The 14,741-nt window shown below is 61.9% G+C and carries 13 protein-coding genes; 8 read left to right on the top strand and 5 right to left on the bottom strand.

Annotated elements, in window-relative coordinates; genetic code table 11:
* Positions 1-9: 9 nt before the first annotated feature.
* From AS026_RS35960 to AS026_RS35940, 5 genes are all read right to left on the bottom strand, one after another.
* On the bottom strand, positions 10-1,797 hold the full coding sequence (locus AS026_RS35960; protein WP_018855275.1) for an ABC transporter ATP-binding protein: 1,788 nt from the start codon (positions 1,795-1,797) through the stop codon (positions 10-12).
* A gap of 95 nt (positions 1,798-1,892) precedes the next feature.
* A complete protein-coding gene (locus AS026_RS35955) occupies positions 1,893-2,918 on the bottom strand; it encodes a glucokinase (RefSeq protein ID WP_018855276.1) in 1,026 nt (341 codons plus the stop codon).
* A 36-nt stretch (positions 2,919-2,954) separates the two neighbouring features.
* Positions 2,955-3,335 carry a methylglyoxal synthase gene (locus tag AS026_RS35950; RefSeq protein WP_018116716.1) on the bottom strand — a complete coding sequence of 127 codons (381 nt, stop codon included), beginning with the start codon at positions 3,333-3,335 and terminating at the stop codon, positions 2,955-2,957.
* Between the two features lie 91 nt (positions 3,336-3,426).
* Entirely contained in the window at positions 3,427-4,497 is a 1,071-nt protein-coding gene (mepA, locus tag AS026_RS35945) for a penicillin-insensitive murein endopeptidase (RefSeq protein ID WP_062375832.1), read from the bottom strand.
* Between the two features lie 118 nt (positions 4,498-4,615).
* Entirely contained in the window at positions 4,616-5,188 is a 573-nt protein-coding gene (locus AS026_RS35940; protein ID WP_062375752.1) for a hydrolase, read from the bottom strand.
* 51 nt (positions 5,189-5,239) lie between these two features.
* On the opposite strand from AS026_RS35940, the gene AS026_RS35935 reads away from it, so the two are divergent.
* From AS026_RS35935 to pncB, 8 genes are all read left to right on the top strand, one after another.
* Positions 5,240-5,854 carry a TetR/AcrR family transcriptional regulator gene (locus AS026_RS35935; RefSeq protein ID WP_062375748.1) on the top strand — a complete coding sequence of 205 codons (615 nt, stop codon included), beginning with the start codon at positions 5,240-5,242 and terminating at the stop codon, positions 5,852-5,854.
* A 115-nt stretch (positions 5,855-5,969) separates the two neighbouring features.
* On the top strand, positions 5,970-7,808 hold the full coding sequence (locus tag AS026_RS35930) for an extracellular solute-binding protein (protein ID WP_062375745.1): 1,839 nt from the start codon (positions 5,970-5,972) through the stop codon (positions 7,806-7,808).
* 157 nt (positions 7,809-7,965) lie between these two features.
* A complete protein-coding gene (locus AS026_RS35925) occupies positions 7,966-9,060 on the top strand; it encodes a microcin C ABC transporter permease YejB (protein ID WP_018116711.1) in 1,095 nt (364 codons plus the stop codon).
* On the top strand, positions 9,060-10,208 hold the full coding sequence (locus AS026_RS35920) for an ABC transporter permease (RefSeq protein WP_018116710.1): 1,149 nt from the start codon (positions 9,060-9,062) through the stop codon (positions 10,206-10,208). The genes AS026_RS35925 and AS026_RS35920 overlap by 1 nt, the downstream gene beginning before the upstream one ends.
* Positions 10,205-11,842, top strand: coding sequence for an ABC transporter ATP-binding protein (locus AS026_RS35915; protein ID WP_062375741.1), 1,638 nt, complete (start codon positions 10,205-10,207; stop codon positions 11,840-11,842). Before AS026_RS35920 ends, AS026_RS35915 begins: the two co-directional genes overlap by 4 nt.
* Positions 11,843-11,850: 8 nt before the next feature.
* On the top strand, positions 11,851-12,810 hold the full coding sequence (locus AS026_RS35910; protein ID WP_062375738.1) for a 2-hydroxyacid dehydrogenase: 960 nt from the start codon (positions 11,851-11,853) through the stop codon (positions 12,808-12,810).
* A gap of 90 nt (positions 12,811-12,900) precedes the next feature.
* Complete coding sequence (locus AS026_RS35905) at positions 12,901-13,206, top strand: hypothetical protein (RefSeq protein WP_062375734.1); 306 nt, start codon at positions 12,901-12,903, stop codon at positions 13,204-13,206.
* A gap of 171 nt (positions 13,207-13,377) precedes the next feature.
* Positions 13,378-14,682, top strand: coding sequence for a nicotinate phosphoribosyltransferase (gene pncB / locus AS026_RS35900; protein WP_062375730.1), 1,305 nt, complete (start codon positions 13,378-13,380; stop codon positions 14,680-14,682).
* Positions 14,683-14,741 lie beyond the last annotated feature (59 nt).

The following is a 14,741-nucleotide window of genomic DNA, read 5'->3' as shown; positions in this document are numbered from 1 at the left end:
ATCATCCTATCAGCGGGCATCCGAGGCGGCTGGCCTCTGAAGATTGTTGAGGCGAGCGTAAAGACCGTCGCTACGCTGCGCAAGGCTATCGTGATTGCCTTCTTCGATGACGCGGCCCTGTTGCATGACGACGATCTTGTCGGCGCGGACAACGGTGGACAGGCGGTGGGCAATGACAACCACCGTGCGTCCGACCATGGCGCCATCGAGTGCCTTCTGCACCGCGGCTTCCGACTCCGTGTCCAGTGCCGAGGTCGCCTCATCCAGGAGCAGGATCGGCGCGTTGCGGACAAGGGCGCGGGCGATCGAAAGCCGTTGGCGCTGGCCGCCGGAAAGCGTCACGCCGTTCTCGCCGACCGGCGTGTCGTAGCCTTGCGGCTGCGCCAGGATGAACTCGTGCGCATAGGCAAGGCGCGCGGCGCGCTCAACATCCTCATCCGTCGCCTCCGGGCGGCCGTAGCGGATGTTGTCGCGGATCGAACCTTCAAAGAGATAAGGCTGCTGGGAGACATAGGCCAACTGCTCGCGCAGCGACCGTTTCGTCACATGCGCAATGTCCTGACCATCGATCAGGATCTGGCCTGCCTTCGGATCGTAGAAGCGCGGAATGAGCGTGATGATCGTCGATTTGCCGGCGCCCGACGGGCCGACGAGTGCCGTCGTCTTTCCGCCATCGGCAACAAGGCTGACATCGCGAAGAACTTCATCGTCGCCATAGGCGAAGGAGACGTTGCGGAACTCTATCTTGGCTTCCGTCACGACGAGCGGCTTTGCGCCGGGCACATCGCGCTGATGCGGCACCGTATCGAGAAATTCATAGATCATGCGGGCGTTGACGACGGCACGCTCCATCTGCACCTGAAGGCGTGCGAGGCGGCGCGCCGGATCATAGGCGAGCAGCAATGCCGTTACGAAGGAGAAGAAGGCGCCCGGCGGAATGTTGTTATAGATCGTCCCGTAAGCGGCATAGGCAAGGACGCTCGCCACCGCCAGGCCGGCGAAGCTTTCGGTAAGTGGCGCCGTGCGTTCGGACAGGCGGGCGATGCGGTTGGCGCGCCATTCCGCGCTTTGGACAAGCTTGTCGACCTTCTGCTCGAGCTGGCGCTCCATGGTGAAGGCCTTGACGATGGCGATACCCTGGATGGTTTCCTGCATCGCACCGGCAACGTGGCTGTTGACGTTGATCGCCTCCTTGGTCGCCACGCGAAGCCGCTTCGACACGTATCGCAGTGCATAAAGAAGAGGCGGCGCCAGAACAAACACCGCCAGGCTGAGCAGCGGATCCTGAATGATCATAACGGCGAGCAGGGAGACGAACGTCAGGAGATCGCGCACCGTCGACGTGATCGTCAGGTTCATCACATCACGGATGCCGCCGATGTTCTGATTGAGCTGTGCAACGACGTGAGCCGAGCGTGTCTGGTTGAAGTATCCGAGCGACAGCTTCATCAGGTGCGCATAGGCACGCTGCTGGTACCGCGCCACGATGTTGTTGCCGATCTTCGACAGCACCACCGCCTGACCGTAGCTTGCAAAGCCGCGCAACACGAAGGCTACGAAGATGGTGAAACAGATCACCCAGACGATGTCGGCACGTCGGTGTTCGAACGCCTCGTTGATGACAGACTTCATGATCCAGGCGGTGTACGCCGTCGACAAGGCAACGATGACGAGGCAGCTGATCGCGAAAACATAGCCCCAGAGATGATCCCGGCCGTTCTCTGCGATGATGCGCTTCAAGATGCCGGTGATGCTGTCGCTGTTTACGGGCGTCTGCTTGGTGTCCGGTGCTTGCAAAAATCAGTCTTCCTGTGTGTCAGGACACGCATGTCCTCATGACTGCGTGCGCTCGCGCGGGTCTATAAAGAGTTGGCAGCCTTTTGACCAGAGTGTTACGCCCGCCAGCGGCGGCCGTCGGTCGAGACGCCGAAGCTCTCGGGGTTGCGGGCATAGGACGAGAGCCCTGCGACAGCCGCAAGCGGGTGGGTGACGACATAGGTCGGGATCGTCGAAAGCAGCTCGGAATGCGGCGCCTTATCCTCGAACGCGGCACGGAATTCCGGCTTCTTCAGCGCCGGCAGGATCTTCTGCGAGATACCGCCGGAAAGGAAGACGCCGCCGCGGGCCATGAAGATCATCGCCATGTCGCCGGCGACACGGCCGAGATAGGTCGAGAACAGGCTGATCGTCTCGACGGCAACCGGGTCGGAGCCGGCGAGCGCGTGCGAGGTGATATCAGCAGGGTCGGCGTAAACGGGCTCGATGCCATCCGCCGTGCAGATCGCCAGGTAGAGATTGACGATACCACGGCCGCAAAGGATCTGCTCTGCCGAGACACGGCCCTCAATCGTTTCCACATGCGGGAAGATCTGCAGGTCTCGCGCGGTGCGTGGCCCGAGATCGACGTGACCACCCTCGCCCGGCACCGGAATCCATGAGCCGCGTGCATGGACGAGGCCGCCGACGCCGAGGCCGGTGCCGGGGCCGAGGACGACACGGGATGCGACCATTTTGCCCGACGCATCGCCAAGGCGCTCGCGGTTCTCGTCCGAGAGGTTGGCAATTGCCAGGGCCTGCGCCTCAAAGTCGTTGACAACGAGCACGTCCTCGATGCCGAGGCCAGCGATCATCGTGCGCGGGCGGACAACCCAGTCGCAGTTCGTCAGCGGGATCTCGTCCGCGCTGATCGGTCCGGCGACGGCGAGAATCGCCGAGCGCGGCCGCAGGCTGCTCTTTTCGAGAATGCAGCTACGGATCGCATCGTCGATCGTCTCGAAATCGGCGGTGCGGACATTCGGAAAATGGATCTGCTCTGCCGTGGCGTCGGGGATGATCGCAAAACGGGCATTGGTGCCGCCGATATCGCCGATCAGGATCGGGAAGGGCATGGCGGTGTCGCGGGTATCGAGCTGGGGCATGGCAGGTTCCGTGCGTGCGCGCTATTCTAGCGCCGGTTACGCGTGAAGGGTGGCAATAAGCTTGTCGGCGGTCGCTTCGTTCAGCGCCATCGGGATATCGTAGACGATTGCAAGCCGCATCAAAGCCTTGACATCGACATCATGCGGCATCGGCGTCAGAGGATCGACAAAAAAGATCAACACGTCGACTTCGCCTGTGGCAATCAGGGCACCGATCTGCTGGTCGCCGCCGAGCGGGCCGCTCTTCAAGCGTGTCACGTCGAGGTCTGGAGCAGCCTCCAACACGCGGCCGCCGGTCGTGCCGGTGGCGACAATCTTCCAGTTCGCGAATGTCTCGCGGTGGCGGCGTGCGAACTCCGCCATGTCGTCCTTCTTCTGGTCATGCGCAATCAATGCAAGGCACTTGCCGCCGGCCATGAAAAGGACCTCCGCCTGAAAATTCAATCGATTTGGCTGCTTCTATACGAAGCGTCCGTCTTTTGAAAGACCGTCGCCCCCATGGCAACGCCTACTCACCGGACGGCTTGTCGTCCGGCACCGGGCCGATGTCAGGCAGTGCATCGTCGGATGCCGCTGCAGGCATCACCGCCATCGGCGCAATCGCCGGAGCGCCGGGGGTTCCACCAAACGTCGCGGCCTGAATGGAGTCGACGGATGGCGCTGCGAGAACCGACGAGCAAGCGTTCGGAAGATCGGAGACCATGACTTCGCGCGGCTTGACGGGCTTCGTGCCGGGCTTTGGCGGCTTCGGCGGCGCCCATGGTTCCTTCGTGAACCACCATGCGAGCGGCTTGCCGCATCCATCATCGGCGGGCACCGGCGCTTGCGGCTTGCAAGAGGTTGTGCCCGGCGGGCACTTGATGCGGATGTGGAAGTGTGAATCGTGACCGTAGATCGGCCGCAGCTTGCCGAGATTGGTGCGGTCGCCCGTCCAGGTGTCGCACATCTTCTTCTTGATGGCCGGATTGACGAAGATCCGCTCGACCTGCGGATAGCTCGCCGCGCGCATCAACAGGCGGGCGCGCGATTCGGTCCAGACATTGGGATTTATCGTCAGAAACGCATTCTTCTGCAGCATCGTCGTGAAAGGCAGCGTTTCACGTTCCTCGATGCTCAGAGGATGAGCGGGCATTGGCGTCAGCCAGACATCTGCATCAAGTCCGATCTGGTGCGAAGCATGGCCGTTGAACATCGGCCCGCCGCGCGGCTGCGAGATGTCGCCGACGAGCAGGCCCGGCCATCCATCATACTGTGCCGCATCACGAGACAGCCGCTCCAGGAGCGAGATCATCGCCGGATTGCCCCAGCGGCGATTGCGCGAAAGCCGCATGGTCTGCCAGGTCGGCCCATCGACCGGCAGCGCGACAGCGCCGGACATGCAGCCTTTCGCATAGAAGCCGAAAGGCTGCGCCGCACCCTGGTTCGGCAGGGAGACGGAACCGAAAATCGCCTTGGCGCTCCCGGGATTCGGTTGCTTCTGTTCGGCGCCGGCTTCGCCGGCAGCAAGGCTTGCGCCGAGCACGCCGGCGAATGCCAATTTCAAAAAAGTCTGGAAAGTCCTGGTGGTATGGAGCGCCATGCCATGTCCTGAGCGTCTGCGGGCCGCGGCCGAGTGATTTGCGATCGAATCTACCGTGAAAAGCAATTTTGGTGAATCGATGTTTTTGCCCATGCCCAGTCGGGCAGCATTGTGAGGCTCAGGCGTTAGCAAGAATGTCGGCGGTTTTGCGCACCCGGGCAAGGCGCGGGAAGATGCGCTCGCAGGCAAAGGCATGCATCTCGGCCGAGAACGTCGTCATCGCATCCTCGACGGCGATGACCGCATAATTGTGCGCGAAGGCATCGCGAATGGTGGCTTCGACACCGAAATTGGTGGCGATGCCGGTGAGAATCACGGTCTTGATGCCGCGGCGGCGCAGCTGCAGGTCCATTTCAGTCCCGTAAAAGGCGCTCCATTGATGCTTGGTGATGCGTACATCGGACGTGAGCGCCGCGATCTCAGGCGGCTCGCGCAAGGCTTCGGCCGGCAGACCACCCTGTGGGAAGGCAATCGGCTCGTCAGTCGGCTGGTTGACAGCATCGGCATAGTCTGCGGAAAATCCGACAGTCACGAAAATCGTGGTGCCGCCGGCGGATTTCAGCGACTTGGCGATCGTGGCGGTATTTTCGATTACCTGCTGGGCGGAATGGGGCGCGACAGGCCTGGCAATGATAAAACCCTGCAGATCGATGGAAATCAGGGCCGTGGTCTTGGGATCGTAGAGGGACATGGAAGGCTCCAAAATAAATATGAGGATATCCTCACAATTGAAAGTATGAGGATGCCCTCACAAAAAGCAAGCCTCGACCTGACGAAACGGTCGCCGAAGCAGAAGCGCGGGCGGGAGCGCGTTGCCGTTCTGACCGAGGCGGCGGCCAGGGTGTTTCTCGACAAAGGCTACGAAGCCGCGACGATGACCGAGATCGCTGCCGAAGCGAAGTCCTCGATCGGCTCGCTCTATCAGTTCTTCCCGACCAAGGTGCTTCTGGCGGAAGCGCTGCATCTCGAACGGCTGCGGCAGCTCAACGCGGCGCTGGTGGATCTGCAGGCATGTGTGGAAGGCAAGCGTGCGACGGAGATCGGCGACGCGATATTTGCCCGACTTGGCGCCTTTCTCGAGGAGCATCGTGAGTTCCCTGTGCTGGCGGCGCGCCGGGACATTCCCAAGGAACGCAAGGTGCAATCGCGGGCGGAACTGCGCGGCAATATCACCGCGCTGCTGCGCAAGGCCGCGCCGTCGATTGGCGACGACGTGGACCTGCTCGCGGCACTGGTGCTCGAACTCCTTCGGATCATCGTCACCGCGGCGCACGATCCGGATCTCGGAGGCGACCCACGCATCACGGCGGAACTGCGTGGAATGCTGCGGAAACGGCTGGAGGAAGCAACGAGCTGACGGGCCGCAGCCTTGGTCACGATCCCGCGAGCCGGACAAAAACTGTTGGCTCACCTGTTTTTCGCCTGTTTTTCGCCTATTGTCGGCGAAAGCAGAAAAAAAATGGGGTTGGCGAATGGCGCTTACGTGGTCGAAATTTGGTGTGGTGTTTTCTCTTCTCGGCGCAATGGCGCTGCCCTTGCAGGCCGTTGCCCAGGAGCCAAATTTCCAGATCGGCAGTTCCGTCATCAGCGCGCTGAAATACAAGCCGGGATTCAAGCATTTCGACTATGTCAATCCGGATGCGCCGAAGGGCGGTAACCTGCGGCTTTCCGCCTCCGGCACCTACGACACCTTCAATCCGCTGCTTTCGAAGGGCGAAACGGCGGTCGGCCTGACACTACCTTTCGAAACGCTGATGAAATCGGCCGACGACGAACTGCTCGCCTCCTACGGCCTGCTGGCGGAAGGCGTCTTCTTTCCCGACGACGTGTCGAACGCGACCTTCCGGCTGCGCGAGGAAGCCAAGTGGGCCGACGGAATGCCGGTGACGCCTGATGACGTCGTCTTCAGTTTCGACAAATCGAAGGAGCTCAATCCGCTCCTGTCCAACTACTACAAGCATGTCGTAAAGGCCGAGAAGACGGGCGAACGCGACGTGACCTTCACCTTCGACGAGAAGAATAACAAGGAGCTTCCCAATATCCTGGGACAGCTGACCGTGGTGCCGAAGCACTGGTGGGAGGGCGCGGGACCGGACGGCAAGCCGCGCGACATTTCCAGGACGACGCTCGAGCCGGTGATGGGATCCGGCCCCTACAAGATCGCTGCCTTCGCGCCGGGCGCGACTATCCGCTACGAGTTGCGCGACGACTACTGGGGCAAGGACCTCAACGTGAATGTCGGCCAGAACAATTTCGGCTCGATCACCTACACCTATTTCGGCGATCGGGACGTGGAATTCGAGGCCTTCCGGGCCGGCAACAGTGACTATTGGCAGGAGACGCAGGCGGCACGCTGGGCAACCGGCTATGATTTCCCTGCCGTCAAGGACGGGCGCGTGAAGAAGGAGGACGTCCCCAACGCACTGCGCGCCACTGGCATCATGCAGGCTCTGGTGCCGAACACCCGTCGCGATATCTTCAAGGACGAAAAGGTTCGCGAGGCGCTGAATTACGGCTTCGACTTCGAGGAGCTGAACCGCACCGTCGCCTTCAACACCTACAAGCGCATCGACAGCTATTTCTGGAACACCGAGCTTGCCTCCTCGGGTCTGCCTGAGGGCCGCGAGTTGGAGATCCTTGGCGGCCTCAAGGACAAGCTGTCGCCCGCGGTCTTCACTACGCCCTATACCAATCCGGTCGGCGGCGATCCGCAGAAGAGCCGCGACAACCTGCGCAAGGCGATCGGGCTGTTCAAGGAAGCGGGATGGGAGATCAAGGGCAACCGCATGGTCAATACCAAGACCGGCAAGCCGATGAGCTTCGAGATCCTGCTGTCGAGCCCGATGCTGGAACGCTGGGCCGTGCCTTATACCAACAATCTGAAGAAGATCGGCATCGATGCGCGCGTCCGGACCGTGGATGCCTCGCAATACACCAACCGGGTGCGCAGCTTCGACTACGACATGATCTGGAATGTGTGGGCGCAGACGATGAACCCCGGCAACGAGCAGGCCGACTATTGGGGCTCGGGATCGGCCAACCAGCAGGGCTCCCGCAACTATGCGGGCATTGCCGATCCGGCGATCGACGCACTGATCCGCATGGTGATCTTCGCCCCCAACCGCGACGAGCAGGTGGCGGCGATCAAGGCGCTCGACCGCGTGCTCCTAGCGGGGCACTATGTCGTGCCGCTATTTTATCGCGGCACGCAATCGATCGCCTATTGGAACACCGTCACGCGGCCGGCTGAATATCCGACCTATGCGACCGGCTTCCCCGATGTTTGGTGGTCATCCGCCGCGGCAAAATGAGCAGGCTTGCATTGGCCTGACGGCTGGGCTCCAAATGAACCATGCGAATCAGGACAAGGCGTAACGTGCCTGCCCACACCACGAGGAGACCGCACGGATTGAACGGCGATAGACTGGACAGCGCTCGACGCAAGCTTTCCCGGAAGGGTCCTTACTAATGGGCGCCTATATCTTTCGCCGCCTGCTTTTGATGATCCCGACGATCATCGGCATCATGGCCATCTCCTTTACTGTCATCCAGTTCGCACCCGGCGGTCCGGTCGAGCAGGTGATTGCGCAACTGACCGGCGATGCGCAGGGCGCGGACTCGCGGCTTTCCGGAGGCGGCGGCGACCTTCTCGGCGGCGGCGGTCTTGACGAAGGCGGCTCGAAATACCGCGGCGCCCAGGGGCTCGATCCGGAGCTCATCGCCAAGCTCGAAAAGCAGTTCGGCTTCGACAAGCCGCCGCTGACGCGCTTCGGCGAGATGATGTGGAACTACATCCGCTTCGACTTTGGCGAAAGCTTCTTCCGCAACACCTCCGTGCTGAACCTGATCAAGGAGAAGCTGCCGGTCTCGGCTTCGCTCGGCGTCTGGATCATGATCTTTTCCTACGGCATCTCGATCCCGCTCGGCATCCGCAAGGCGGTCAAGGACGGCTCGACCTTCGACGTCTGGACCTCTGGCGTCATCATCATCGGCTATGCGGTTCCGAGCTTCCTGTTCGGTATCCTGCTGATCGTGCTCTTTGCCGGCGGATCCTTCTATGACTGGTTCCCGCTGCGCGGCCTCGTCTCCGACAATTTCGACCAGCTCGCCTGGTGGCAGAAACCACTCGACTATTTCTGGCACCTGACGCTGCCGCTGATCTCGCTCTCTCTTGCCGCCTTCGCGACGACGACGCTGCTCACCAAGAATTCCTTCATCGAGGAGATCAAGAAGCAGTATGTGGTGACCGCCCGGGCGAAGGGGCTGAACGAAAGGCAGGTGCTCTACGGCCACGTTTTCCGCAACGCCATGCTGATCATCATCGCCGGCTTCCCCGGCGCCTTCATCTCCGCCTTCTTCACGGGCTCGCTGCTGATCGAGAACATCTTCTCGCTCGATGGCCTAGGGCGGCTCGGCTATCTCTCGGTCGTCAACCGCGACTATCCGATCGTGTTTGCGACGCTCTACATCTTCTCGCTGCTCGGCCTGTTCGTCAGCCTGATTTCCGACCTGATCTACACATGGATCGATCCGCGCATCGACTTCGAGCGGAGGGAGGTCTGATGGACACCGCCGCCAATCCGACGACCGCAACGCCGGTCAAGCCGCCGCGCAAGGGCCTGCTGTCGCCGACCAACATCCGCCGCTGGAAGAATTTCAAGGCCAACCGGCGCGGTTACTGGTCCTTGTGGCTGTTCCTTGTGCTGTTCGTGCTCAGCCTGTTTGCCGAGTTCATCGCCAACGACCGGCCGATCGTCGCCAGCTACAAGGGCGAGATCCTCTTCCCCGTCCTGGTCAACTATCCCGAAGAGAGGTTCGGCGGGTTCCTCGCCGAAACGGACTATCGCTCCGACGTCATCGCGGACGAAATCAATGCCAATGGCTGGATGATCTGGCCGCCGATCCGCTACTCCTATCGTTCTGTCAATTCGAACATCCCGCATTCTGCGCCGACTCCGCCCTTCTGGCTGATGAGCAAGGAAGAGCGCTGCTCCGGATATCCGCAGGGAGCGGCCGATCCCGGCTGCAATTTCGGCAATCTCAACTGGCTCGGCACGGACGATCAGGCACGAGACGTGCTTGCCCGCGTCATCTACGGCTTCCGCATCTCCGTGCTGTTCGGTCTGGTGCTGACCATCTGCTCGGCCGTCATCGGCGTCACCGCCGGCGCCATCCAGGGCTATTTCGGCGGCTGGACGGATCTGCTGCTGCAGCGCTTCATCGAGATCTGGTCGTCGATGCCGGTGCTCTACATTCTGCTGATCATCGCGGCGATCCTGCCGCCCGGCTTCTTCGTGCTGCTCGGGATCATGCTGCTCTTCTCCTGGGTTGGCTTCGTCGGCGTCGTGCGCGCCGAGTTCCTGCGGGCTCGCAATTTCGAGTATGTCAGGGCGGCGCGAGCGCTGGGCGTCGGCAACCGGACGATCATGTGGCGCCACCTGCTGCCGAACGCGATGGTCGCGACGCTGACCTTCCTGCCGTTCATCCTGTCGGGCTCGATCACGACGCTGACCTCGCTCGACTTCCTCGGATTCGGCATGCCGCCGGGCTCGCCGTCGCTCGGCGAGATGATCGCACAGGGCAAGGCCAACCTGCAGGCGCCGTGGCTCGGGCTGACCGCGTTCTTCACCATGTCGATCATGCTGTCGCTGTTGATCTTCATCGGCGAGGCGGTTCGTGATGCATTCGATCCCAGGAAGACGTTTCAATGAGTGACGCTGCCGAAACATTGCTGTCCGTTCGCGATCTCTCGGTGGCATTCCACCAGGGCGGCGACACATCGCTGGCTGTCGATCACGTCTCCTTCGAGATCCGCAAGGGCGAGGTCGTGGCGTTGGTCGGCGAGTCCGGTTCGGGCAAATCCGTCTCCGCCAATTCGATCCTGCGGTTGCTCCCCTACCCCGCGGCCAGCCATCCCTCCGGCGAAATCCTGTTCAAGGGCAAGGACCTCCTGAAGGCATCCGACAAGGCGTTGCGCGAGGTGCGCGGCAATGACATCACGATGATCTTCCAGGAGCCGATGACCTCGCTCAACCCGCTGCACACGATCGAGAAGCAGATTGCCGAGATTCTCGAGTTGCATCAGGGTGTGAAGGGACAGGCCGCGCGCAAGCGGATTCTCGAACTCTTGAATCAGGTCGGCATTCGCGAGCCGGAGAAGCGGCTGAAGGCCTATCCGCACGAACTTTCCGGCGGCCAGCGGCAACGCGTGATGATCGCCATGGCGCTCGCCAACCGGCCGGAGCTTTTGATCGCCGACGAGCCGACGACCGCGCTCGACGTCACCGTGCAGGCGCAGATCCTTGAACTGCTGCGGCAATTGAAGGGCCAGCATGGCATGTCCATGCTCTTCATCACCCACGACCTCGGCATCGTGCGCAAGTTCGCCGACCGGGTCTGCGTGATGACCAAGGGCAAGATCGTCGAGTCCGGCACGGTGGAAGAGGTCTTCCGCAACCCGAAGCACGACTATACCCGGCATCTCCTGGCGTCCGAGCCGCGTGGCGAGCCGCCGCGTACAGACTCCTCGAAGCCCATCGTGATGCAGGGATCGGATATCCGCGTCTGGTTCCCGATCAAGGCCGGGCTCATGCGCAAGGTCGTCGATCATGTGAAGGCCGTCGACGGCATCGACCTGCAGCTGCGTGCGGGCCAAACGCTCGGCGTCGTCGGCGAATCCGGTTCCGGCAAGACGACGCTCGGTCTCGCGCTGACGCGGCTGATCTCGTCGCAGGGCCGCATCAGCTTCGTCGGCAAGGATATAGCCAGCTATTCATTTACGGAAATGCGGCCGCTGCGCAACCAGTTGCAGGTCGTGTTCCAGGATCCCTACGGCTCGCTCAGCCCCCGCATGTCCGTCGGCGACATCATCGCCGAGGGGCTGAAGGTGCATGAGCGGTCGCTCTCCTACGAGGAGCGCGACCAGCGGGTCTGCTGGGCGCTGGAGGAAGTGGGTCTCGATCCACTCACTCGCTGGCGGTATCCGCACGAATTCTCCGGCGGACAGCGTCAGCGCATCGCCATTGCCCGCGCCATGGTGCTGAAACCCCGCTTCGTGATGCTGGACGAGCCGACATCGGCGCTCGACATGAGCGTCCAGGCGCAAGTCGTCGACCTCCTGCGCGATCTGCAGAAGAAGCACGATCTCGCTTATCTCTTCATCAGCCACGACCTGAAGGTGGTGAAGGCGCTGGCGAACGACGTCATCGTCATGCGATTCGGCAAGGTGGTCGAGCAGGGATCGTCCGCCGATATCTTCGGTGCGCCGAAGGACGATTATACCAAGGCCCTGATGGCTGCCGCCTTCAACATCGAGGCGGTGCCGACACCCGCCGTCCAACAGTAAAGACGATCATGTCCGCAAAACCGCCCATTCTTGTCGATCTGAAGTTCGACCCCGATACCGTTGCCCGCATCCTGAAAACGGCCTTTGCAGATCGCGGCAGCATCAATCTCGCCGATCCCGCCGACAAGGATCGCGATCTGACCGGCATCGACTATGCGCTTCTCTGGAAGCCGGACCCGGACCTTTTCAACCGCGCCCCCAATCTCAAGGTCATCTTCTCGGGTGGCGCCGGCGTCGACAGCTTCATGAACCTGCCGGGCCTGCCCGATGTGCCGATCGTTCGCTTCTCCGACCGCAGCCTGACGACTCGCATGAGCGAATGGGTGGTGATGCAGTGCCTCATGCATCTCCGGCAGCAGCATCAGCACGACAAGGATCAGCGGGCGCGCATCTGGGGCAGGCTGGTACCGCCGGAGGCGGCCGAAATCACCGTCGGCATCATGGGCCTTGGCGTGCTCGGCCAGGACGCGGCCTACAAGCTGAAAGTCATGGGCTTCAACGTCATCGGCTGGTCGCGCAGCCGCAAGGAGATCGAAGGCGTCGAGACGTTCAGCGCCGATCACCTCGATGAGTTCCTCTCCAAGACGGACTTTCTCGTCGGGCTACTGCCGCTAACGCCCGAGACGACCAGCTTTTACAATGCAGCGCTGTTTTCAAAGCTGCGGCAGGGCGGCGCGCTCGGCAAGCCAGTGTTCATCAATGCCGGGCGCGGAAAGAGCCAGGTGCAGGCCGATATCGTCGCCGCGGTCGAAGGCGGCGTGCTCGGCGGCGCCTCGATCGACGTCTTCGCCGTCGAGCCCCTGCCCTCCGATGATCCGCTCTGGGGGCTGGAGAACGTGTTCATCACACCGCACGACGCGGCCGTATCCGACGAGACCGCCCTCTTCCGGCATGTCGAGCGCCAGATCGCCCGCTACGAGGGCGGCGAGCCGTTGCAATTCGTCGTCGACAGGCAGAGCGGTTACTGACGGCAGGAACCATGCCGCTTTCCATTCGTTTTTCTCCGAGATGAGGTGCCAGGCCGATGACGGCTCGCGCGACATCGGAAGGAGACAAGCATGGCTCAGCAGACGGAAACGCGCTGGGAAGAAGCGGACGGCAAGGTTCATACCGAGGAAACAATTTCGCCGGTCAAGGCGAAGCAAGGCCGCATGGGCACCCGTGTCCTGATGGTATTGCTCGTCGCGCTGGTGTTCGCCTTCATCGTGTGGATCCCGGTCGAAATCTGGGGCAAGAAGGAAGCCGTGGAGGTTGCTCCGCAGCCGCCAGGACAGCAGATTCAGTCGCAGCAGCCAACACCGGCACCGTCTCAGCCGCCGGCATCGAACCCGGCACCGGCTACGCCGAATGCCCCCGTGCAATAGAAACGGGGCGGGTCAGGCGGTCACTACGAAGCATCCTGTCGGACGGCCGGCAGGTTGCTTTTCTGTTTGCGCTGGACTTTACCGGCTGATTTTTCGATAAGAAACGCACGAGCCGGTCTTCGTGCGTCGGCTTATGACGCGACGTGTCCGGTTTGGGAATGGGCGGAGTTCATGGCCAAGACCGATATCGCAAGGCGCGTTTACAATCACACCTGGAAGCTCGATCCGATTGTTCGCAGCCTGATCGACACAGACTTCTACAAGCTGCTCATGCTGCAGATGATCTGGAAGCTCTATCCAGACGTCGACGCGACGTTCACGGTGATCAACCGCACCAAACGCGTGCTGCTGGCCGAAGAGATCGACGAGGGCGAACTGCGGGAGCAACTCGACCATGCGCGTTCGCTCCGCCTCTCCAAGAAGGAGATGATCTGGCTCGCTGGTAACAGTTTCTATGGGCGCGCGCAGATCTTCGAGCCTGAATTCCTGGCCTGGCTCTCTCATTTCCAGCTTCCCGAATACGAGCTGTCGAAACGCGATGGTCAATATGTGCTCGACTTCCATGGATCGTGGAAGGACACGACCATGTGGGAAATTCCGGCACTTGCCATCATCAACGAGCTGCGCTCGCGCTCCGCGATGAAGGCGCTCGGACCGTTCACGCTCGATGTGCTCTACGCCCGCGCCAAGGCACGGATGTGGGAGAAGGTGGAGCGCCTGCGCGAATTGCCGGGGCTGCGGATCTCGGATTTCGGCACACGCCGCCGCCACAGCTTCCTGTGGCAGCGTTGGTGCGTCGAGGCTCTGAAGGAAGGCATTGGTCCTGCGTTCACCGGCACCAGCAACGTCCTGCTCGCCATGGACTCCGACCTCGAAGCCGTCGGGACGAACGCCCACGAGCTGCCGATGGTGGCGGCCGCATTGGCCAAGAACGATGCGGAGCTGCGCAACGCCCCCTACAAGGTTCTGCGCGACTGGAACAAGCTTTATGGCGGCAACCTGCTGATCGTGCTTCCGGATGCGTTCGGCACGGCCGCCTTCCTGCGCGACGCGCCCGAATGGGTCGCCGATTGGACGGGCTTCCGGCCGGATAGCGCCCCACCGATCGAGGGCGGCGAGAAGATCATCGACTGGTGGAAGAAGATGGGCCGCGATCCGCGCCAGAAGCTGCTGATCTTCTCGGACGGGCTCGATGTCGACGCGATTATCGACACCTACAAGCATTTCGAAGGCAAGGTGCGCATGAGCTTCGGCTGGGGCACCAACCTGACGAACGACTTCGCGGGCTGCGCGCCGACGGAGATCTCGGGGCTCAACCCGATCTCCATCGTCTGCAAGGTCAGCGACGCCAACGGCCGGCCGGCCGTAAAACTGTCGGACAATCCGCAGAAAGCGACCGGCGACCCTGCAGAGGTCCAGCGTTACCTGAAGTTCTTCGGAACCGAGGACCGCGTCGACCAGGCGGTGCTCGTCTAGCGCTACCGCCTGGCTCTCTCCAAACACATTCCCTTGCGCTCCGGCCACATTGTCGCCCA

It is taken from the genome of Rhizobium altiplani (assembly GCF_001542405.1).
GTDB lineage: Bacteria > Pseudomonadota > Alphaproteobacteria > Rhizobiales > Rhizobiaceae > Rhizobium > Rhizobium altiplani.
Note: the sequence above shows the minus strand (reverse complement) of the source record. Positions and strands in the feature narration are given on the sequence as shown.